The organism is Sinomonas cyclohexanicum (genome assembly GCF_020886775.1).
GTDB lineage: Bacteria > Actinomycetota > Actinomycetes > Actinomycetales > Micrococcaceae > Sinomonas > Sinomonas cyclohexanicum.
The window spans coordinates 3,817,416-3,837,658 of sequence record NZ_AP024525.1; the positions used below are offsets into that span (position 1 = coordinate 3,817,416).

Here is a 20,243-nt window from a genome sequence, read left to right on the forward strand (position 1 = left end):
CTTAGCGCTCCTCTCGGAAGTCGACGTGCTTGCGGACCACCGGATCGTACTTCTTCATCACGAGACGATCGGGGTCGTTGCGGCGGTTCTTGCGGGTCACATAGGTGTAGCCCGTGCCTGCCGTGGACTTGAGCTTGATGATCGGACGTGCGTCCTTGTCCTTCTTGGCCATCAGAGCTTCACACCCTTCGCAAGCAGCTCGGCGACGACCGAGTCGATGCCGCGCACGTCAATGGTCCGGATGCCACGGGCCGACAGCGTCAGGGTGACGTTGCGGCGCAGGGACGGGACCCAGTAGCGCTTCTTCTGGATGTTCGGATCGAACCGACGCTTGGTGCGGCGGTGCGAGTGGGAAATGCTGTGACCGAACGAGGGCGATGCCCCGGTCACCTGGCAATGGGCTGCCATGTTCGCTCCTCCAAGGTGTAGTCAAACAGTTGCAGTAAAAATGGCGGTCCGCATAGGCGTCCCGCCACCTCGATGCACCGTTCGTTCTGCAGCTTTCCGGAGGGTGAACCAGGCGGGGTGAGAACCAGCCGAAGTTTCCTCGCCGCGGTAAGACGGTGACTTCAGTGCCGAGAAGTGGACTCCACTACATACGACAGCCTTAAATACTAGGCGCCGCGCCCGGCGCCCGCAAATCAGCGCCCGAGCGCCGACCGGGCCTGGGCGATGGCCTTGCCCGGGATCCGCGACCATGTACCCCGCGCCTGCCGCTCCTCCTCGAGGAGCGCGCGCAGCGCGCGCACCTCCGCCAGGAGATCGGCTTGCCCACGCTCGAGCTGGTCGATCCGCGCGTGGAAGCGCCCCACCTCTGCCGCCATGAGCTCGCGCTGGTAGACGAGCGGGCCGAGTCCGTACGACGCCGCGTGCTCGCGGACGAGCCTGTCGCGCACCTTGAGCGAGTACACATGGTGGTCGGTGTCGCCGGCGATGACGCTGTTGGCCTCGTCGCCCTGCGCCTCCCGGCGCTGGTTCCAGAACGCGAGAGGAGTCCCCTTGACGTAGCCGATCCGGTGGCGGACGAGGAAGCGCAGGTGGAACTCCCAGTCCCCCACGACTGCGAGCGACTCGTCGAAGCCTCCCAGCTCGTCATACACGGACCGGCGGAACAGGAACGAGATCGGCACGAAGCGGTTGTAGTGGAGCTGGTCGATGAGCGTAATGGCGTGCAGCTGCGGCTCGAAGATGACCCGCTCCTCCACTTCGCGGCCGCGCTCGGTGAGACGCTCGAACACGATCTCCGTCTCGACCGTGACTCCGCCGTCGTCGGGATGGGAATCGAGGTGGGCCACGGTCGTGGCAAGGAACTCGGGCGCCCATTCGTCGTCGTCATCGTGGATCACGATGAACTCGCTCTCAGCCATGGCGCAGCCCCGGTTCGAGGCGGCCTCCATGCCGAGGCTCTCGGGGTGGTGCACGACAGCGACCCGTCCGGCCAGCGGCTCGGCGAATTCTGCGAGGACCTGGTCGACCTCGGCGGCATCACCGCCGTCGTTGACCACCACGAGGGCCCAGTCGGCGTAGGTCTGGGCCAGGATGTCGGCGACCGCACGCCTCAGGAAGCGGCTGCGGTTCTTGGTGCGGGTCACGATGGCGACGCGCGCGGAAGGACGGCTCACGGGGCTCGTTTCGGTGCTGTGGAATCGGCGGGCGGACAAGCTGAGGCCATGCTACGACATGGCGGTGGCCCCGGCGCGTCGCGTCGGGGCTTCCTCCTGCCGCCGCAGGTCGCGGCAAGAATGAGCGCAGACGCAGGCGCCCTGTGCTGCGCTGCCCTGTTTTCTGTTTGCTGTGCCGTTCCGTGGACGAGGGGGACCCGTGATCGACCGCCGACCTTCAACCTGCCATCCTGCCGGCGCCGCCCTCGCGAGGGTGACCGCCGGCCTCGCCGCCGTCGTCGTGGGGCTCGCCGTCGCGGGCTGCACGGCCGGACCGGGGTCGCCTCCCGCAAGCGCTGGAGGCACGACGCCGGCCGGATCGCCGAGCGCGTCCGGCGCGCCGACAGCCTCGGGACCCTCGAGCGCGGTCCCGACCCCCTCGGACCCGCTCGGCGTGCCGTCCAGGGCGCAGAGCATGATGGCGCAGGACGCCCTCACGTCCTCGACGTGCGAGGCGGACGCGGCGGGGATCTGGTCCTTCACGGGCACGCTCCACAACGCGACGGACACGGGGCGCACGTACACCGTGGCGATCGTCGTCATGAACGGGCCGAATGTCACAGGGCACTCGATGCAGACCGTGACCGTCCCGCCAGGCGGGACCGCCCTGGTGCACGCCACGGACATCGCCGTCTCCTCCGGCTCCGACGCGGGCGGGGCGTCCGCCACTGCGGCGCGGTGCGACGTCGTGGTCTCCCAGGAGGTGGCGAAGTGATCGGGCGCGCACGAGCGATCCGGGCGGCCCTCGCCGGCCTTCTCGCGGCGTCCGCGATCGTCGGAGGCCTCGTCCCCGCGGCCGGGGCGACGACGGTGCCGTCGCCGTCCGGGCCGACGTCCTCGCCGGCATCGGCACCCGCGGCGACCGCGCCGGCGTCGACCGCACCGCCGTCGACCGGACCGGCACCCTCGGCATCACCGACGAGCACCGCGCCGGCCCCCAGCGATCCGCCTCCGGGCGCGCCCTACCCCGTGTCGGGGCCGATCGGCGATGCGTGGGCGGCTGCGGGCGGCGCCGCCGGGTACCTCGGTGCGCCGGTGGGGCCCGAGACGTGCGGCCAGCCCGGCAACGGCTGCTTCCAGCAGTTCGCCAACGGCTACATCTTCTACTCCCCCACCACCGGCGCCTGGGCAGTCAACGGCGCCATCCTGGACCGCTACGCCGCCACCGGCCACAACCGCGGCTTCCTCTCCTACCCCACCGGCCCCGAAACCTGCGGCCAGCCCGGCAACGGCTGCTTCCAGCAGTTCGCCAACGGCTACATCTTCTACTCCCCCACCACCGGCGCCTGGGCAGTCAACGGCGCCATCCTGGACCGCTACGCCGCCACCGGCCACAACCGCGGCTTCCTCTCCTACCCCACCGGCCCCGAAACCTGCGGCCAGCCCGGCAACGGCTGCTTCCAGCAGTTCGCCAACGGCTACATCTTCTACTCCCCCGCCACCGGCGCCTGGGCAGTCAACGGCGCCATCCTGGACCGCTACGCCGCCACCGGCCACAACCGCGGCTTCCTCTCCTACCCCACCGGCCCCGAAACCTGCGGCCAGCCCGGCAACGGCTGCTTCCAGCAGTTCGCCAACGGCTACATCTTCTACTCCCCCGCCACCGGCGCCTGGGCAGTCAACGGCGCCATCCTGGACCGCTACGCGAGCTACGGGCACAATCGCGGCACGCTGGGGTACCCGACCTCGAGCGAGACCTGCTCCGGCGGCGAGTGCCTCCAGACCTTCCAGGCGGGCCTGATCGGCTGGTCGGGTGGCAGCACCGCCGTGTACGCGATGAGCGAGTGCCAGACGCTCAATGACGGGCGGAGCGTCTACGGTGCGGACGGCTCCTCGCGGGTCACGTTCGCCGTCGCCGAGGGGTACGCGCAGACCCGCATCACGGCCGTGAACTGCTTCCGGGTGGCCGGACTGTTCGTGCCGCAGTGGATCACGGATGGGCAGGTGGGCGCGTCCGGGTTCAAGGCCCCCGGCGTCCCGTCCGGGCCGACGCGCTACAACTACTCGCCGAGCGGCTCGTACACCGTCACCGAGGCGTTCGGCGTGGGCAATCCGGGCACGTCCCTGGCGTACACGACGCTCAACCCGCGCTCCCGCTGGGGCGGCAACCCGGGGACCGACACGTACAACAAGTACTTCGAGTCCGACTCATGGGTGGGCTACGACGAGAACATGTGGTACTTCGCCTCCCGGGCGGCGCACGACTACCGGCAGGGCGCCGTCATCAACTACAACCGGCCCCCGGACAGCCCGATCATCCAGGATGCCGGGTTCGCGATCTTCCTGCACATGAACAAGGTGCCCACCGCGGGGTGCATCGCGCTCGACGACTGGGCCGTCGTGGACTTCCTCCAGCGCTCGCGTTCCGGCGACCGGATCATCATGGGGGTCCGCTCGGCGCTGTTCCGGTAGGAAGCGCTCAGGCGCCCCTCGCCGGGGGAGCACTTGGCCAGGGAATAGATCCATCGGACCGTTAGTTGCAACTTCAAGTAAGGGTTCGGAAGCGGTTTTCTGGAAGGCAGATCATCATGAGCGACATCACCATCATCGGCACCGGCAACATGGCCCGCGGCATCGCATCCCGCGCCGTCGCCGCCGGCAAGAGCGTCCAGCTGCTCGCGCACGAGGACAAGGCCAAGGCCGACGCCCTCGCCGCGGAACTCGGCGGCACGTTCACCACCGGCGTGATCGGCGATCCGATCGACGGGACCATCGTCATCCCGGCCATCTACTTCGACGCCTCGAAGAAGGTCGCCACCGAGTACGGGGACTCCCTCGCGGGCAAGGTCTACGTGGACATCACCAACCCGGTCGACTTCTCGACATTCGACGGCCTGGCCGTCCCCGCCGGCACGTCCGCCGCCGAGGAGCTGCAGAAGCTCACCCCGGCCAAGGTCGTCAAGGCGTTCAACACCACGTTCGGCGGCACGCTCGTCTCCGGCGCCGTGTCCGGCCAGCAGCTCGACGTGCTCATCGCCGGCGACGACGAGGACGCCGTCAAGGCCGTCTCCGACTTCGCCTCCGCGGCGCGCCTGAACCCGGTCGAGGTCGGCCCGCTGCGCCGTGCGCAGCAGCTCGAGCAGACCGGTTTCCTCAACATCCTGCTCTCCGCCAACGACTCCCTCCCCGAGTACCAGTGGAACTCGGCGCTGAAGTTCCTCCCGGCCGTCTGAGCCGCGCTCGCACCACCTGACACCCGCGCTCGCACCGCCTGACGAAGGGGACCACACCTCGCGTGGTCCCCTTCGTCGTGCTCGCGGCTCGGCTCCGCTACCCGCGCTCCGCGAGGGCCGCCAGCCGGTCCACGGACGCCTGGAGCTTGTCCGCCGTCGTGGCCCTCGCCCGCGGGAGGCGCTGCGGGTCGGCCAGCTGGGTCCAGTCGTAGGTGTGCCGCACGAGCGTCCCCGCGCCCCGCGGCTCGAGCTCCCACCGCCACAGCTGCCCGATCGGCGCGCTGCCCTCCTCGGCCGGCATCCACGCGATGCGGCGGCCCTCCTCGAACTCGACGACGTGGTTCTCCCGGACAACGCCCTTGGTGAGGACCATGCGGAACACGTCGCCCACGGCCGTCACGCGCTGGCCCTGCGGCGCCTCGCCGAGGTTGTCATTGCCGTCCCAGCGGGGCTGCGCCGACGGATCGGCGATGAGCTCGAAGATCGCCTCGCTGGGCGCATCCACCATGCGCTCGTAGCTCACGACGCGGGATTCAGGGGTGTCAGTCATCCCGCCAGTCAATCATTCCCCGGCGAGGCGGCACTAGGGTGGCTCCATGAGCCACCGGCCGCCGTTCGTCCTCCTGCACGGCTGGGCGTGCCCCACGTCGACGTGGCGGCCGGTCGCCGAGCGGCTCCGTGCCGCCGGGTGCCGCGTCGACGTCCCGGCCCTGCTCGGCTACGGCTCCGCAGGCACCGAGACAGACGAGGCCGGCTGGACTCTCGAGGCCGCCGCGCACGACGTCGCCCGCCTCCTCGCGGGGCTCGGCGCACCCGCCGTCGTGGTCGGGCACTCGCTGGGTGGGTCCGTGGCCGCGACGCTCGCGGTGCTCCACCCCGAGCTCGTCGCGGGAGTCGGGTTCGTCGGCATGGTCCCTGTCGCTCCGGGCGCCACGACGAGCGCGCGCCTCACCGAGCTCTTCCTCCAGCCGGACAGCCAGCCCACCCCGGAGGCCATCGGGATGTGCCTGGCCGCGTGGTACCGCGAGCCGCCCACCGATCCCGATGTCCTGGCCGAGCTCGAGTCCGCCTTCCACGCGCCCGGCCCGGTCCTCAAGGGATCGCTGCGCGCGGCGCTCACGGGGGTCGCCCCCGAGGTGCCCGGACAGATCGAGGCGCCCGTCGCCGTCGTGCTCGGGGGCGGAGACCGCACCCGCCCGCGCGAGGAGGTCGAGCAGCTCCTCGGCGCGCATCCGGGCTGGTCCCGCACGATCGTCCCAGGCGCGGGCCACATGGTGCAGTGGGAGGCTCCGGGCGAGTGCGCCGCGGCCCTCCTGGCGGGACCCTGGTCCCCTACCCGCCAGTAGGTACTCGGAGTACCATGAACTGATAGCTGAAGGGTCACCCACCCACGGCGGCCCTTGGACGAGGGGAACCGCCATGACCACGGACATCGACCCGACCACCACCGCCTCCATCGGCGCCGAGCCCACGTGGGACGAGTCCCGCGCGGTCGCGGAGGCCAGCCGCCAGGCGGACTGGGAGCGCCCGAGCTTCGCCAAGGCCCTCTACCTCGGCGACTTCCAGTGGGACCTCGTGCACCCCGTCCCGGAAACGGAGCCCGAGGCGGCTGAGCGGGGCGAGGCGTTCCTCACGCGCCTGCGCGAGGCTGTGGCGGGCATGGACGGCGGGCTCATCGAGGCCGAGGACCGCATCCCGGACGAGTACATCCGCACGCTCGCGGACATCGGAGCGTTCGGCATGAAGATCCCCGCGGAGTACGGGGGCCTGGGGCTCCCGCTCACCTACTACGGCCGCGCCCTCATGCTCATCGGCTCCGTGCACCCCTCGATCGGAGCGCTCCTCTCGGCGCACCAGTCGATCGGGGTGCCGGAGCCCGTGAAGATGTTCGGCTCGGAAGCGCAGAAGAAGGAGTACCTCCCCCGCTGCGCGGCCGGCGCTGTGACCGCATTCCTGCTCACCGAGCCGGACGTCGGCTCCGACCCCGCGAGGCTCACGACGACGGCCCGGCTCGCCGTGGACGGCCAGAGCTACATCCTCGACGGCTCCAAGCTGTGGACCACGAACGGCGTCATCGCCGAGCTCGTGGTCATCATGGCCAAGGTCCTCCCCCACGAGGCGGCGGGGTCCGCGCCGGAGAACCGGGAGAACACCGTGCCCGCGGGCAAGGGCGGGATCACGGCGTTCGTGGTCGAGATGGACTCCCCCGGCATCACGGTCGAGAACCGGAACTCGTTCATGGGGCTCAAGGGCCTCGAGAACGGCGTGACGCGGTTCGACGGCGTGCGTGTGCCGGCCGCGAACCGCGTGGGCCGCGAGGGCCAGGGGCTCAAGATCGCCCTCACGACGCTCAACACGGGCCGCCTCTCGATCCCCGCCCTGTGCGCGGGCGGCGGGAAGTGGTCGCTCAAGATCGCCCGCGAGTGGTCGGCCGCGCGCGTGCAGTGGGGCCGCCCCATCGGCGAGCACGAGGCGGTGGCCACGAAGGTTGCGTTCATTGCGGCGACCACGTTCGCGCTCGAGGCGGTGTTCGAGGTCTCCGCCGCCCTCGCGGACGCCGGGATGAAGGACGTGCGCATCGAGGCGGCGCTCGCGAAGCTGTGGTCCTCCGAGATGGCCTACACCGTCTCCGACGAGCTCCTGCAGATCCGCGGCGGCCGCGGCTACGAGACGGCCGCGTCGCTGCGCGCCCGCGGCGAGCGCGCCGTCCCCGCCGAGCAGCTCGTCCGGGACCTGCGGATCAACCGGATCTTCGAGGGCTCCACCGAGATCATGCGCCTGCTGATCGCCCGCGAGGCCGTGGATGCGCACCTCGCGGCTGCCGGCGACCTGGCCCGCGCAGACGCGACGCTAGCGGAGAAGGCGAAGGCCGCGAGGGACGCCTCGGGCTTCTACGCCAAGTGGCTGCCCAAGCTCCTCGCCGGCGAGGGCAACGACCCCCGCGCCTACCGCGAGTTCGGGACCCTCGCAAAGCACCTGCGGTACGTCGAACGCGCCTCCCGCCGGCTGGCCCGGCACACGTTCGCCGGGATGGGCCGCTGGCAGGCGGCCCTCGAGCACCGGCAGGCCTTCCTGGGCCGCATCGTGGACATCGGCGCCGAGCTGTTCGCGATGGCCGCCTCGTGCGCGTGGTCCGAGCACCTCCGCGCCGACGGCGCCGACGGGGCGGACACCGCCCGCGACCTCGCCGAGGCGTTCTGCGAGCAGTCCCGCCGGCGCGTCGAGGCGCTCTTCGACGCGCTCTGGGACAACACGGACGACGCCGATCGTCGCCTCGCGCGCGGCGTCCTCGCCGGGGAGTTCACGTGGCTCGAGGAGGGAGTGCTCGACCCGTCCGAGGGAACGGGCCCCTGGATCGCGCCGCGGGCCGAGGGACCGAGCACGACTGCGGACAGGCACCGCACCGTGAAGTGACCCCGCGGTCACTGGTCGAGCGTCACCGTGCGCATATCCAGGCGGCGCAGCACGCGGTCCACGAGCTCAGGATCGGTGCCGGGCTCGTTGCGGGCGGCGAGCATCTCGCGGCGGGCGGCCTCGAGGGCGTCCCGCTGCACGCGGTCCATGGCGGCGAGCACGGCCTTGAGCTTGAGCATCTTCTCCGGGTCCTCGGCGTAGTCCGCCTCGAGGATGCTGTGCAGCGAGGACATGCGCCGGGCGAGGGCCTTGCGCCGTTCCTCGGGCAGCTTCTCGGCGGCCGGCGAAGCACGCATCGCCTCGAGCGCGACGCGTTCGGCCCTCAGTGCGAGGGCGCGCTGGGCGTGCTGCTCGGCCGCGTGGTCGTCCGGCAGGTTCAGGACGCGCATCAGCCCGGGGAGCGTGAGGCCGGGGAGGACGAGCGTCACGGCCAGCACCGAGGCTGCCGCGGCGACCACGAAGTTGCGGCCCGGCGTGGGCGAGCCGTCTGCGAGGGTCGCGGGGAGCGCCAGGGCGAGGGCCAGCGTGGCGAGGCCGCGCATGCCGCACCAGGTGAGCACCACGACCTCCTTGAGCGACCCGGGGGTCTTCTCGCGCCGCTCCGTGCCGCCGATCCTGTACATCGCGTACATCCAGACGAAGCGCACGAGGACGACGGTCGCGCAGATCGCAGCGATCCCGGGGACGAAGGTGAGGAGGTTGGCGCCCTCGGCGCCGACCACGGAGCGCATCTCGATCCCGACGAGCCCGAATGCGACCCCCGTGGTGAGGAGCTCGAGGACTTCCCAGAAGGCGCGGCGCGTGAGCCGCTCCTCCGAGTCCTGCGGGCGGGCTCTCCGGCCGAGCTCGACCGCGGTGACCACCACGGCGACCACGCCCGAGCAATGGATCACCTCCGCCAGGATGTACACCGCGTACGGCGCCACGAGCGTCGCGGCGCTGCGGGCCACGAGATTGGGGACGAACCTGTTGAGCGCCCCCACGATCCAGGCCATCGCGAGCCCCAGCAGGACCGCGCCGGCGGCCCCGACGAGGAACCGGGGCGCAACGTCCCAGCCGATCTGGCCGTGGTTGACGGTCGCGGTCACGGCCGTCTGGAAGATCACGATGGCCATCGCGTCGTTGAACAGGCCCTCGGTCTGGAGGACGGTGAGGAGCCGGCGCCGCATGCTGACCTTCGCCGCGATCGCCTCGACCGCGACAGGATCCGGCGGCGCGACAATGGCCCCGAGCGCGATCGCGAGCGGCAGGCCGATCGCCGGGACGAGCCACCACGTCACCGCGGCGACCGCTGCGATGGTCGCAATGATCAGCAGGACCGCGAGCAGGACGAGGGACCGCCAGCGCAGCCGGAACACGCTCCAGCTCGAGCGCTGGGCGGCCGCGAACAGCAGCGGCGGCAGGAAGAGCGGCAGGATCAGGTCCGGCTCGATGTGCACGTCCGGCACGAACGGCAGCGAGGCCGCGAGCGCGGAGAACACGAGCATGAGGATCGGATAGGGCAGCCGGATCCGCTCGCCGACGCCCACGATGAGCACCGTCCCGAACAGCAGACCGACCACCAGCAGAAGGAATTCCATGTGCCCCCTTCGTTAGGGGGATCCTGTCACAGGCACATGTCCGGGGTGTTACCGGTGCCCGGCCCTTCCCGACGCAGGCACGCGCGGCGGCGCCCGGTGGGGCGCCGCCGCGTGTGGCCTTCAGATGCGCTGCGCGTCAGGCGCGCTGGCCTCAGGTGAGCTGGGCGGCCGACGGCGAGGGCTCGCCGTCGTGCGCCGCGTCGCCGTCCGCCGTGCCGCCTACCGCCGCGCCGCCGTCCCTCGTCGCCCGAGCCGTCGCGCGGCGCCGCACGAACGGGTAGACCGCGAGCAGCAGGGCGAGGGCGCCCAGGCTCAGCCACACCTGCGGTGCGGCGTCGGGGTCGAAGGCCATGAGCACCACGATGAGCCCCACCGCGGCGAGGACCACGGCGTTGAGCCACGGGTGCAGCCACATCTTCAGGGTCAGCCCGGCCCTCTCCTGGGCGCTCATGCGGTTGCGGAGGCGCCACTGGGTGACAGCGACGAACGCGTACACGAACAGGGCCACGCAGCCGGCGGAGTTCATGATGAAGTCGAAGACGTCCTTGGGCGCCACGTAGTTCGCGGCGATCGCGACGTAGCCCACCACGGTGGAGAGCAGGATGGCCTTCCACGGCACACCTGCGCGGTTGCGGTCCTCGACCCAGCGGGGCGCGTAGCCGTGCCTCGAGAGCGCGAACAGCATGCGCGAGCCCGAGTAGAGGCCGGAGTTCAGCACCGACAGGGCGGCGGTGAGCACGACGGCGTTCATCACCTGCTCGGCGCCGGGGAGCCCGAAGCGGCCGAACGCGAAGGCGAAGGGGCTGACCTTGGCGGGCAGCTCGTCCCACGGGACGACCATGAGCAGGATCGCGACCGAGCCGACATAGAAGAGGAGGATGCGCCACACCACCGTGTTGGTGGCCTTGGCGACGCCCTTGGCGGGCTGGTCCGATTCCGCCGCCGCCATCGTGACGATCTCGGTGCCGAAGTAGCTGAAGATCACGACGGCGACTCCGTTGAACACCGCCGTCCAGCCGTGCGGCATGAAGCCGTGGTCCGTGATGTTCGAGATGGAGCCGGTGGAGCCGGGGATGACGCCCAGGACGTAGAGGGTGCCGACGCCGAGGAACACGACGATCGTGGTCACCTTGATCGACGCGAGCCAGAACTCGGTCTCGCCGAAGGAACGCAGGCTCATGAGGTTGGTGAACGTGAAGACGAGCATGCCCGCGAGCGCGAACGTCCAGTCGGGCACGCTCGGGAACCACTCGTGGAAGATGCGGCCGACAACGACGGCCTCGAAGGCCACGACGCCGACCCAGAAGTACCAGTAGAGCCAGCCGATGGTGAACCCTGCCCAGTTGCCGAGGCCGTCGCGGGCATACTCCATGAACGAGCCGACGACGGGACGGTTCGTGGACATCTCGCCGAGCATCCGCATGACGAGGACCACGAGCGCCCCGCCGATCGCGTACGAAAAGAGGGCGGCGGGGCCCACCGTGCGGATCACCGAACCCGAGCCCACGAAGAGGCTCGCGCCGATGATGCCGCCGAGGGCGATCATGGTCAGGTGCCGGGGCCGCAGCCTCGCGCTCGGCGCGGACTCCGTCGTCCGGTCTGCCGTGAGCTGGGCGGCGGTCCCGCCGGCTGGGTCTTGTCGGGTGGGCGCAGCGAGCCGGTCAGGTGCCTGCATGCGGATCTCCGTTCGATCAGGGCAATCAGCGTGGTGCCGATCACAGTGCCCCGTCAGAATGCGGGATCCGGCTCACATGGCGCGATGGACGAACCGTACCAGCGTGCCGGTGCCGCCTGTACGGTTCGTCCTCTAACCTGCGCGGGCCGGCGCTCTGCGACGGCCGGTGGCACAGGCGGGGACCACGCCCGCGTGGGATTCAGCCCAGTGTAAAACCTATGTTTCCAGATGAAAAGCGCGACTGCGCGTCGAGGCGCGAATCCCGCGCCGCGACTGGGATTCGGAGCCCTCGGCCGCAGGGCCGCCGGCGTCACGGACAAGCCCGGACCGCAAGAGGGTCTTGCGTTCGTAAATCATCCATGTTTATAGTTTTTCCACGAAGCGGTGCTGTGGTCTCCATCACAGGCAATGGTGACCGGCACCGCATCGACCCCCACCCCCTTTGACCCGCCCCACTGAGGAGGCACCGTGACAACTGACACCGCTGGGTCTGCTCCGCAGGCTCCGAGCGCCGGTCAGCTCGAGCAGCACGACGAGGACACCGCGCACCTGGCGTCCTTGGGCTATTCCTATGACACCACCTTCAAGCGCGAGATGACGTTCTGGGGGAACGTCTCGCTCGGCTTCACGTATCTCTCGCCCGTCGTCGGCATCTACTCCCTCTTCTCCGTCTCCCTCGGCATCGCCGGGCCGCCCATGTTCTGGTCGCTCGTCGTGGTGGGACTCGGGCAGCTGTTCGTCGCCCTCATCTTCGGCGAGGTCGTCTCGAACTACCCGGTCGCCGGCGGCATCTATCCCTGGGCCCGCAGGCTCTGGGGCCGCAAGTGGGCGTGGATGGGAGGTTGGGTCTACCTCGTGGCCCTCCTCACCACGATCGCCTCGGTCGCCTACGGCGCCGGACCGTACCTCGCGGGCTTCCTCGGCCTGGAGAACAACGTCGACACCACGATTGTGGCGGCCCTCGTCCTCATCGCCCTCGCGACGGTCCTGAACCTCATGGGCACCAAGATCCTCAACCGCGTGGCCATGATCGGCCTCATCGCCGAGCTCTGCGGGGCGATCGCCGTGGGCGCCTGGCTCCTCATCGCGAACCGCCATCAGGATCTGTCCGTCCTGTTCAACTCGTTCGGCTCAGGCGACGGCTCGAACTACTTCTTCGCGTTCGCCGCCGCGGGCCTCATCGGCATCTTCCAGTACTACGGATTCGAGGCCTGCGGCGACGTGGCCGAGGAGGTGCCCAACCCCGGGCGCACCATCCCGAAGGCGATGCGCACCACCATCTACATCGGCGGCGCGGCCGCGATGTTCGTGTGCTTCTCCCTCATCCTCGCGGTCCCCGACCTCGGCAAGGTCATCTCGGGAGAGGACACCGACCCGCTCAGCACGGTTCTCGAGAACGCGTTCGGCCCGATCGGCTACCACGTGGTCCTCGGCGTGGTCCTGATCTCCTTCATCTCGTGCGTCCTCAGCCTCCAGGCCGCGGCCAGCCGCCTCTCCTACGCGATGGCCCGTGACGGCATCCTCCCCTTCAGCGGCCTCCTCGGGAAGTTCAGCGAGAAGCGCCACGTCCCGCCGTACTCCCTGCTCGTCGCCGCGGTGTTCCCGGCAGTGGTCGTGCTCGCCTCCAAGTTCTCAGCCGACGCGCTCGTCGCGATCATCTCCTTCGCAGCCATGGGCATGTACCTCGGCTTCCAGATGGTTGTCCTCGCGGCGCTGCGGGCCCGGCTGCGCGGCTGGAAGCCGGCGGGCAAGTTCCAGCTCGGCACGTGGGGCATCCCGGTCAACATCCTCGCCCTCGTCTGGGGCGTGCTCGGCATGGTCAACATGGCCTGGCCGCGCACGCCGGACGTCGACTGGTGGCAGAACTGGATCGTCCTGCTGTCCACCGTGATCGTCATCGGCATCGGCGGGATCTACATGGCCGTCAAGAAGCCCTACCTGCGCGGCGACGCCCCCGCCGCCGACGCGCACGTCTGATCCCCTCCTCACCGCACCACCCTTCGAAAGGATGCCGCCATGAGCATCGATGCCCGGCTCGGCGAGAGCCTCGACGCCCCTTATCTGGACATCTCGGACCCGAGCTTTGCGATGCAGTCCGAGCAGCTGCGCACCGCCCGCGAGGCCAGCTGGTACGCGCGCACCAACTATGGGATCGCCGTCCTGCGCTACGCGGAGGTCAGCAAGCTCCTCAAGAGCCCCCAGCTGTCCCAGGGGAGCAAGAAGTGGCCGGACCACAACGGCGTCCACGGCGGCCTGTTCTACGACTGGTGGACCAAGAACCTCCTCGTCCTCGAGGGCGAGGACCACCACCGGATCCGCCGCCTCCTCAACCCGGCGTTCTCGCCCAAGCTCATCAAGGAGCTCGTGCCGCGCTTCCAGGAGCTCGCCAACGAACTCGTCGATGCCTTCATCGACAAGGGCGAGGCCGAGTTCGTGCGGGACTTCGCCGAGCCGTACGCGACCCGCGTCCTGACGATCCTGCTGGGCATCCCGGAGAGCGAGTGGCCGAAGATCGCGCGCCTCGCCTCGACGGTCGGCCTAGCGCTCGGCGTCACGTTCAAGCGGGACCTCGACAAGGTCGAGGCCGCGGTCGCCGAGCTCTACGAGTACGCGGAGGATCTCATCCGCGACCGCCAGGCCAACCCGGGCGAGGACTTCGTCAGCCGGCTCGTCCTCGCGAGCCGCGACGGGGACCGACTCAGCGACGAGGAGCTGCGCAACGCGCTCGTCCTGCTGATCTTCGGCGGCATGGACACGACCCGCAACCAGCTCGGCCTCGCCATGCAGTCCTTCATCCGCAATCCGCAGCAGTGGGAGCTCCTCGCGCAGCGCCCGGACCTCGGCGGCAAGGCCGTCGAGGAGGTCATGCGGACCAACCCGACCGTCACGTGGGTCACCCGCGAGGCGGTGGAGGACTTCGAGTACCAGGGCCTCACGATCGCCAAGGGCACCACGGTGCACCTCTTCACCCAGTCCTCCGGCACGGACCCCCGCGCCTTCCCGGATCCGGAGATCGACCTGCTCGCCGAGCACGCGCCGCACTACGGGTTCGGCGGCGGCGTCCACCACTGCCTCGGCCACTTCGTGGCCCGCGCGGACATGAGCGAGGCCCTGCCGCTCCTGGCCCGCCGCCTCGCGAACATCCGCCTCGCCGGCGGTGACGAGTGGCTCCCTGACTCGGGCAACACCGGTCCGGTCCGCCTCCCCATCGCCTTCGACAAGCGCGCCTGACGCGCCCTTCACCACGAGACCCCGAAAGGAAGCACAGCCATGCCCAGCATCACCGTTGACCGCTCCCTCTGCGACAACCACGGCCAGTGCGCCATCGCCGCCCCGGACGTGTTCCGCATGAACGCCGACGGCATCCTCGAGTACGAGGAGACGTTCGACGACGCGCTCCTGGACGAGGTCGAGGAGGCCATCGACGTCTGCCCCCTCCAGGCCATCTTCCTCAAGGACTAGCGGTGGAGACGCCAGAGTCCCAGCGGAGGATCGTCGTCGTCGGCGCCTCCCTCGGCGGCCTCCGGGCGGCCGAGCAGCTGCGGGCCGCGGGGTGGGGCGGGGAGATCGTCGTCGTCGGCGATGAGCCCCACATGCCGTACAACCGGCCGCCGCTGTCGAAGGCACAGCTCGCGGCGCCAGGGACCGCCGAGGAGGCCCACGCCGCCCTCGCGTTCCGGCCACGCCGCAGCGCCACGGGGATCGAGTGGCGGCTCGGCAGCGCGGTCGCCTCGGCGGACCTCGCCGCCGGGACGGTCACGATGGCTGATGGCGGGAGCCTCGCCTTCGACGGGCTCGTCGTCGCCACGGGCCTCCGCCCTGCCCGGGTCGCCGCGCCGGGGCCGCTCGCCGGCCGGCACGTGGTCCGATCCCTCGGGGACGCGCTCGGCCTGAGGGCCGAGCTTGTCCCCGGCGCCCGCGTCGTCGTGGTCGGCGCCGGCTTCATCGGGTGCGAGGTCGCGGCGACCGCCGTCGGCCTCGGCTGCGAGGTCACGCTCGTCGAAGGCTCGAGCGGCCCCATGGAGCGCTCGGTCGGTGGGCAGCTCTCGGCCGGCGTCCGGGAGCTGCTGCGCTCACGCGGGGTCGAATGCCTGCCGGGTGTGCGCGTCGCCGAGTTCCTCGCGGTCGGCGCCCGGGCATCGGGAACGCACGACGGCGCGCGCTGCGGCGGCGTCCGGCTCACCGACGGCCTGGTGGTCGCCACGGACGTGGTCGTCGAGGCGGTCGGCTCCGACGCGAACGTCGAGTGGCTCGAGGGCAATGGCCTCGACCTGGGTGACGGCGTCCTGTGTGATGCGTCCATGCGGGCGCTCGGCGCCGTTGCCCCGGGCGACTCCGAGCTGGCCGCACCCGTAGCCCGCGGGCGGGTCGTGGCGGTGGGCGACGTGGCCCGCTACCCCGACCGGATCACCGGCGGACCCGCCCGACGCGTCGAGCACTGGGCCACCCCCACGGACACGGCGAAGCTCGCCGCCCCGGCACTCGTCGCCGCGCTGCGCGGGACGGAGGCCCCCGAGGCCGAGGCGCCCCTGCCCTCGTTCTGGACCGACCTGTTCGGCCTGCGGATCCAGGGCGTCGGCAGCCCCGGCCTCGCCGACGAGGTCGAGGTCCTCGAGGGCGATCCCGCCAGGCCGGCGGACGGCGTGGCCGTCGCCTACCGCCGGGAGGGCCGGCTGATCGGCACCGTCACGGGCGCGATCCCGGCCGACCGGCACCTCACGTACCGGCAGGCCGTCCTCGACGAGCTGCGCGGCGTCCCCGCGTGACCCGCGCCGGCGTGAGCCGTTCCCACGTGACCCGTTCCTTCCTGACATGACTCCCCCTGGGCGAACACCGCCCGGGCCTGACGAAAAGAGATCCACCATGACCATCCAGGACCTGTCGCCCAGCGCGCTCCGCCGCGCCCTCGACGACCGCGACGCCTTCGCCGAGCACCGCGAGCGCAACCTCCGCCCCGAGACCGTCCGCGAACTCGGCGAGAAGATCGCCGCGAGCGGCGTCGAGTACATCTACTACGCCCTCCCGACCATCGGCTCGCGCATGGTGGCCAAGATGGTCCCGGCCAGGCACTTCCGCCGCAACCTCGAGAAGGGCATCGCGTTCCACCGCACGGCCCTGTCCGACCTGCAGAACGACCGCTACGGCAACCTGATCGGCGGCGGCATCGAGGCCCGCGAGTTCTGGGGCCTGCCCGAGCCGGACACGTTCGTGGTGCTCCCGTGGGACACGTCGGTGGCGCGCATCTTCTGCACCGCCTACGAGCCGCCGCACCTGCCCGAAGTGGGCGGGCGTCCCCTCGCCCTCGACACGCGCTCGCTCCTCATTCGCGCGCACGCCGACTTCACGGCGCGCACCGGATTCGAGGTCCGCTCGGGCACCGAGCCGGAGATGACGTGGGAGGGCCCCGGCCTCGAGGTCGTCAAGAAGCCGGGCTCGAGCCCCGCCTACCAGGTCGAGAACCTCGAACGCATGCGCCCCATCTACAAGCAACTCGTCTCCTACGCGCAGGCCATGGGCCTGGACATGATCGAGGGAGACTACGAGGACGACGGCCAGATCGAGCTCAACTGGATGTACGACCGGATCGAGAACACCGCCGACCGGCTCGTGACCTACCGCCAGATCTGCAAGCAGGTGGCCCGCGAGTTCGGCGTCACCGCGAGCTTCATGCCCAAGCCGTACAACGGCCAGATGGGCAACGGCTGCCACCACAACCTGAGCCTGTGGGACGGCGACACGAACGTCACCGAGGACGCCGGCAGGGTCGAGCTGCACGTCTCCGAGACCGCGAAGCACGCGATCGGCGGCCTCCTGGCCCACGCCCGCGGCTCGATGGCGGTCATGGCCTCGACCGTTAACTCCTACAAGCGCTTCTGGGACGCCGGCCAGTTCGCCCCGAGCACGGCGAACTGGGGGCTCGACTCGCGCGGGTGCCTCGTGCGGATCTCGGCCAACGGCCGCATGGAGTACCGGGTTCCGGACGCCGCGGTCAACCCCTACCTCTCCCACACGCTCATCCTCGCGGCAATGGAGGACGGCCTCGAGCGCCGCCTCGACCCGGGCGCCCCGGACGCGGGCGGCACGGACCTCCCCGCGATCGGCGGCCAGCTGCCGCTCACGCTGGGCGAGGCCATCGACGCGTTCGTGGCCGACACGACCCTCACGGGCCGCCTCCCCGGCGACCTCGTGGAGATCTACACGCAGCTCAAGCAGGAGGAGTGGGCCCGCTACTGCGGCGCCATCACCGAGTGGGACCGCGAGATGTACTGGGAGACGATCCCGTGAGCCGTGAGACTCCCGGCGGGACCCTCGTCCCCGGCGTCCTGCAGCTCGCGTGCATCGACTCCGACGCGCCGCCCCTCTTCGGCCTGCGCGACGAACACGGCGTGCGCCGCGGCTACGAGCCGGCCGCCGCGGACCTCGTCGCCGCCGAGCTCGGCCTGACCGTCCAGTGGGTGTACCTCGCGTGGGACGACATGCTCACCGCGGTCGCCGAGCACCGCGTCGACGCGGTGTGGTGCGGCCAGGGGATCATCCCCGAGCGCGAGGCCGTCGTGGACTTCACCGACCCGTATGCCGTCTTCGATGAGACCGTCCTGGTCCGCAAGGGCGACCCGGCCCGCAGCCGGTGGGAACTCAACGGGTACCGGGTCGCGGCGATCGAGGGCAGCGCGAACATGCGCCTCGCGGTGACGTTCGACGGCGCGATCCCCGTCGCGTTCACCGGCGCGGACGTCTTCGGCGACATGCTCGCGGCCCTCAAGCGCGGCGACGTCGACGCGATGGTCGACGACGACGTCGTGACCGTCCCGCTCGGTGACGACCCGGCCTACGACGTCGCGTTCACCGTCCGCACGGGAAACCGCTGGGGCGTCGGCGTCGCGAAGGACAACCCCGCCCTCCGCGAGCGCCTCAACGCCGCGCTCGCGGCCGTGGTCGCGGACGGCCGGCTCGCCGCCGTCTGGGCGGACTGGATGCCGCACCTGGCGTTCCCGCTCGGAACGCCGGCCGTGCAGCTCGACGAGGTCCGCGCATGAGCCCGCGCCCGCTCATCGGCGTCCCCGGCATGTGGTCCGCGGGGGTCAAGGGACTCCGGTTCGACGGCGTGGCCGTCGCGGTCGAGGTGCTCCGTTCGATCGACCGCGCCGGGGGCGAGCCCGTGATCCTCTACCCCGCCAGCGCGGAGGGCGCGGCGGGGCAGGTGGGGCGCGTGGACGCCGTCGTGCTTCCGGGCGGCGCCGACATCGACCCGGCCCTCTACGGCGAGGAGCCGCACGAGGAGTATGGTCCCACCGACTACGCCGGGCAGGACGCGTTCGAGCTGGGCGTCATCGACGCGTGCGTCGCGCAAGGCGTGCCGCTCCTGGCGATCTGCCGCGGGATGCAGCTGCTCAACGTGGGCCGCGGCGGGACGCTCGTGCAGCACCTCGGGCCGGGCGGCGTCCAGCACCGTGGCGAGGTGCATGGAGTCCGCATCGAGCCCGGCTCGCTGCTGGCCGGTGCGATCGGCGGGCTCGGGGCGGACGCGTCGAGCTACCACCACCAGGCCGTCGGCACGCTCGGGGCGGGGCTGCGCGTCACGGCCCGCGCGGCCGACGGAGTCGTCGAGGCCCTCGAGCTCCCGGGGGCCGAGGTCCTCGCCGTCCAGTGGCACCCCGAGGACCTCGCGGCCTCCTCGGCCAGCGACCACGCGCTCTTCGAGTGGGTCGTGGACCGGGCGCGCGTGCGCGGAGGACGGCTCGCGGGGGTCCCCGCGTGAGCGGGCAGCTCGCCGTCGCGTGGGAGGCGGTAGCGCCCGACGGCGCCCACCTCCTGCCGGACGACGCGCCCCGCATCGCGGTGGTCGTCTCCCTGACGTTCCCGGGCATGGGGCCAGAGGCGCACGCGATCATGGAGGCCTTCACGCGCACCGCGTTCCAGGAGCTCGTGGACCAGGGTGCGCGGCCGTTCCTCGTGGACAGCGCCGTGCAGGACCCGGAGCACGCCGCGCTGGCGGCCCGGTCGGACGGCGTCCTGTTCCTCGGCGGCGGCGACGTGCACGCCTCGTTCTACGGGCACGACGGCCCGGTGCCCCACGAGTACGGCGTGGACTACCCGGCGGACGTGTTCTGCCTCGACCTCGTGCGCCGGGCCGTCGAGGCCGACCAGACGGTCCTCGCGGTCTGTCGCGGCTCGCAGCTGCTCAACGTGGCACTGGGCGGCACGCTCGTGCCGGACATCGTGCCGTCGGACCTGCACAAGGGCCGGCCGGGGGAGCCGCTGTTCCTCGACGAGGAGGTCCTCCTGGCTCCCGGCAGCAAGGTGGCCGGGATCTACGGGCGCACGCGCGCCGTCGTGCGGTCCGGGCACCATCAGGCGGTGGCGGACGTCGCGCCCGGGCTTGTGGTCACGGCCCGCGCGCACGACGGCGTGGTCGAGGGCACCGAGCACCCCGGCCGGACGTGGGTGGTCGCCACCCAGTGGCACCCCGAGGACCCCGACGGACCCGCGGAGGACCGCAGGGCCCTGTTCGGCGCGTTCGTCGCGCAGGCGCGCACCGCCCTCATGGGCCCGGGTGCCGCCATCCGAGGGGCCGAAGAACCCGCGGCCTGCTGAGGCGGGCCGCGGAACAGAGGCGAGGGGCCGTCGTCGTGCGTGGTCAGGACGCGCGACGGCGGCCCCTCTGCCGTGCCCGGGGCGCCGTCCCGCCTACCCTGCCTTCCCGCCGGCTGCCGTCCCGCCTACCCTGCCTTCCCGCGTG

At 71.2% G+C, this 20,243-nt stretch carries 19 protein-coding genes; 13 read left to right on the forward strand and 6 right to left on the reverse strand.

The features are described 5' to 3' along the window. Nucleotide 1 precedes the first annotated feature (1 nt). The 3 genes from rpmG to SCMU_RS17980 form a co-directional block, all read right to left on the reverse strand. Nucleotides 2-172: a 50S ribosomal protein L33 gene (gene rpmG, locus SCMU_RS17970; protein ID WP_043122011.1), complete on the reverse strand. Its 171-nt coding sequence runs from the start codon at nucleotides 170-172 to the stop codon at nucleotides 2-4. Next, nucleotides 172-408 (reverse strand): 50S ribosomal protein L28, encoded by a 237-nt coding sequence (gene rpmB, locus SCMU_RS17975; RefSeq protein ID WP_189693823.1) that lies wholly within the window; start codon nucleotides 406-408, stop codon nucleotides 172-174. The genes rpmG and rpmB overlap by 1 nt, the downstream gene beginning before the upstream one ends. A 233-nt stretch (nucleotides 409-641) precedes the next feature. Further along, the gene (locus SCMU_RS17980) at nucleotides 642-1,622 is read right to left on the reverse strand and encodes a glycosyltransferase family 2 protein (protein ID WP_229230453.1); all 981 of its coding nucleotides are present in this window, start codon (nucleotides 1,620-1,622) and stop codon (nucleotides 642-644) included. A 199-nt stretch (nucleotides 1,623-1,821) separates the two neighbouring features. Here SCMU_RS17980 and SCMU_RS17985 point away from each other — a divergent pair, with 199 nt between their 5' ends. From SCMU_RS17985 to SCMU_RS17995, 3 genes are all read left to right on the forward strand, one after another. Next, complete coding sequence (locus SCMU_RS17985; RefSeq protein WP_229230454.1) at nucleotides 1,822-2,376, forward strand: hypothetical protein; 555 nt, start codon at nucleotides 1,822-1,824, stop codon at nucleotides 2,374-2,376. Further along, nucleotides 2,373-4,073, forward strand: coding sequence for a L,D-transpeptidase family protein (locus SCMU_RS17990; RefSeq protein ID WP_229230455.1), 1,701 nt, complete (start codon nucleotides 2,373-2,375; stop codon nucleotides 4,071-4,073). The genes SCMU_RS17985 and SCMU_RS17990 overlap by 4 nt, the downstream gene beginning before the upstream one ends. A gap of 116 nt (nucleotides 4,074-4,189) precedes the next feature. Next, complete coding sequence (locus SCMU_RS17995; RefSeq protein WP_229230456.1) at nucleotides 4,190-4,834, forward strand: NADPH-dependent F420 reductase; 645 nt, start codon at nucleotides 4,190-4,192, stop codon at nucleotides 4,832-4,834. 97 nt (nucleotides 4,835-4,931) lie between these two features. On the opposite strand, the gene SCMU_RS18000 is transcribed toward SCMU_RS17995, so the two are convergent. Then, entirely contained in the window at nucleotides 4,932-5,384 is a 453-nt protein-coding gene (locus SCMU_RS18000) for an SRPBCC family protein (protein ID WP_229230457.1), read from the reverse strand. Nucleotides 5,385-5,430: 46 nt separating this feature from the next. On the opposite strand from SCMU_RS18000, the gene SCMU_RS18005 reads away from it, so the two are divergent. Further along, nucleotides 5,431-6,180, forward strand: coding sequence for an alpha/beta fold hydrolase (locus tag SCMU_RS18005; RefSeq protein WP_229230458.1), 750 nt, complete (start codon nucleotides 5,431-5,433; stop codon nucleotides 6,178-6,180). A gap of 73 nt (nucleotides 6,181-6,253) precedes the next feature. Then, complete coding sequence (locus SCMU_RS18010; RefSeq protein ID WP_229230459.1) at nucleotides 6,254-8,248, forward strand: acyl-CoA dehydrogenase family protein; 1,995 nt, start codon at nucleotides 6,254-6,256, stop codon at nucleotides 8,246-8,248. 8 nt (nucleotides 8,249-8,256) lie between these two features. On the opposite strand, the gene SCMU_RS18015 is transcribed toward SCMU_RS18010, so the two are convergent. Both SCMU_RS18015 and SCMU_RS18020 read right to left on the reverse strand, forming a co-directional pair. Then, nucleotides 8,257-9,828, reverse strand: a complete 1,572-nt coding sequence (locus SCMU_RS18015) for a cation:proton antiporter (RefSeq protein ID WP_229230460.1) — start codon at nucleotides 9,826-9,828, stop codon at nucleotides 8,257-8,259. A 151-nt stretch (nucleotides 9,829-9,979) separates the two neighbouring features. Then, complete coding sequence (locus SCMU_RS18020; RefSeq protein ID WP_229230461.1) at nucleotides 9,980-11,503, reverse strand: amino acid permease; 1,524 nt, start codon at nucleotides 11,501-11,503, stop codon at nucleotides 9,980-9,982. A 468-nt stretch (nucleotides 11,504-11,971) separates the two neighbouring features. Between SCMU_RS18020 and SCMU_RS18025 the strand changes: the two genes are divergently transcribed. From SCMU_RS18025 to SCMU_RS18060, 8 genes are all read left to right on the forward strand, one after another. Beyond that, nucleotides 11,972-13,480, forward strand: coding sequence for an APC family permease (locus SCMU_RS18025; RefSeq protein ID WP_229230462.1), 1,509 nt, complete (start codon nucleotides 11,972-11,974; stop codon nucleotides 13,478-13,480). Nucleotides 13,481-13,519: 39 nt separating this feature from the next. Next, nucleotides 13,520-14,734 carry a cytochrome P450 gene (locus tag SCMU_RS18030; RefSeq protein WP_229230463.1) on the forward strand — a complete coding sequence of 405 codons (1,215 nt, stop codon included), beginning with the start codon at nucleotides 13,520-13,522 and terminating at the stop codon, nucleotides 14,732-14,734. Nucleotides 14,735-14,773: 39 nt separating this feature from the next. Next, a complete protein-coding gene (locus tag SCMU_RS18035; RefSeq protein WP_229230464.1) occupies nucleotides 14,774-14,965 on the forward strand; it encodes a ferredoxin in 192 nt (63 codons plus the stop codon). A gap of 2 nt (nucleotides 14,966-14,967) precedes the next feature. Next, nucleotides 14,968-16,269: an NAD(P)/FAD-dependent oxidoreductase gene (locus SCMU_RS18040; RefSeq protein WP_229230465.1), complete on the forward strand. Its 1,302-nt coding sequence runs from the start codon at nucleotides 14,968-14,970 to the stop codon at nucleotides 16,267-16,269. Nucleotides 16,270-16,366: 97 nt separating this feature from the next. Further along, on the forward strand, nucleotides 16,367-17,788 hold the full coding sequence (locus SCMU_RS18045) for a glutamine synthetase family protein (RefSeq protein WP_229230466.1): 1,422 nt from the start codon (nucleotides 16,367-16,369) through the stop codon (nucleotides 17,786-17,788). Further along, nucleotides 17,785-18,540, forward strand: coding sequence for an ABC transporter substrate-binding protein (locus SCMU_RS18050; protein WP_229230467.1), 756 nt, complete (start codon nucleotides 17,785-17,787; stop codon nucleotides 18,538-18,540). The genes SCMU_RS18045 and SCMU_RS18050 overlap by 4 nt, the downstream gene beginning before the upstream one ends. Further along, nucleotides 18,537-19,262, forward strand: a complete 726-nt coding sequence (locus tag SCMU_RS18055; protein WP_229230468.1) for a gamma-glutamyl-gamma-aminobutyrate hydrolase family protein — start codon at nucleotides 18,537-18,539, stop codon at nucleotides 19,260-19,262. Before SCMU_RS18050 ends, SCMU_RS18055 begins: the two co-directional genes overlap by 4 nt. Beyond that, nucleotides 19,259-20,098, forward strand: a complete 840-nt coding sequence (locus tag SCMU_RS18060; RefSeq protein WP_229230469.1) for a gamma-glutamyl-gamma-aminobutyrate hydrolase family protein — start codon at nucleotides 19,259-19,261, stop codon at nucleotides 20,096-20,098. Before SCMU_RS18055 ends, SCMU_RS18060 begins: the two co-directional genes overlap by 4 nt. The last annotated feature ends 145 nt before the right edge of the window (nucleotides 20,099-20,243 follow it).

What these genes read in the sequence shown, in the direction of transcription:
- rpmG (WP_043122011.1), bottom strand. Translation starts at nt 172, where the DNA reads ATGGCCAAGAAGGACAAGGACGCACGTCCGATCATCAAGCTCAAGTCC.
- rpmB (WP_189693823.1), bottom strand. Translation starts at nt 408, where the DNA reads ATGGCAGCCCATTGCCAGGTGACCGGGGCATCGCCCTCGTTCGGTCAC.
- SCMU_RS17995 (WP_229230456.1), top strand. Translation starts at nt 4,190, where the DNA reads ATGAGCGACATCACCATCATCGGCACCGGCAACATGGCCCGCGGCATC.
- SCMU_RS18000 (WP_229230457.1), bottom strand. Translation starts at nt 5,384, where the DNA reads ATGACTGACACCCCTGAATCCCGCGTCGTGAGCTACGAGCGCATGGTG.
- SCMU_RS18005 (WP_229230458.1), top strand. Translation starts at nt 5,431, where the DNA reads ATGAGCCACCGGCCGCCGTTCGTCCTCCTGCACGGCTGGGCGTGCCCC.
- SCMU_RS18010 (WP_229230459.1), top strand. Translation starts at nt 6,254, where the DNA reads ATGACCACGGACATCGACCCGACCACCACCGCCTCCATCGGCGCCGAG.
- SCMU_RS18015 (WP_229230460.1), bottom strand. Translation starts at nt 9,828, where the DNA reads ATGGAATTCCTTCTGCTGGTGGTCGGTCTGCTGTTCGGGACGGTGCTC.
- SCMU_RS18020 (WP_229230461.1), bottom strand. Translation starts at nt 11,503, where the DNA reads ATGCAGGCACCTGACCGGCTCGCTGCGCCCACCCGACAAGACCCAGCC.
- SCMU_RS18030 (WP_229230463.1), top strand. Translation starts at nt 13,520, where the DNA reads ATGAGCATCGATGCCCGGCTCGGCGAGAGCCTCGACGCCCCTTATCTG.
- SCMU_RS18035 (WP_229230464.1), top strand. Translation starts at nt 14,774, where the DNA reads ATGCCCAGCATCACCGTTGACCGCTCCCTCTGCGACAACCACGGCCAG.
- SCMU_RS18045 (WP_229230466.1), top strand. Translation starts at nt 16,367, where the DNA reads ATGACCATCCAGGACCTGTCGCCCAGCGCGCTCCGCCGCGCCCTCGAC.
- SCMU_RS18055 (WP_229230468.1), top strand. Translation starts at nt 18,537, where the DNA reads ATGAGCCCGCGCCCGCTCATCGGCGTCCCCGGCATGTGGTCCGCGGGG.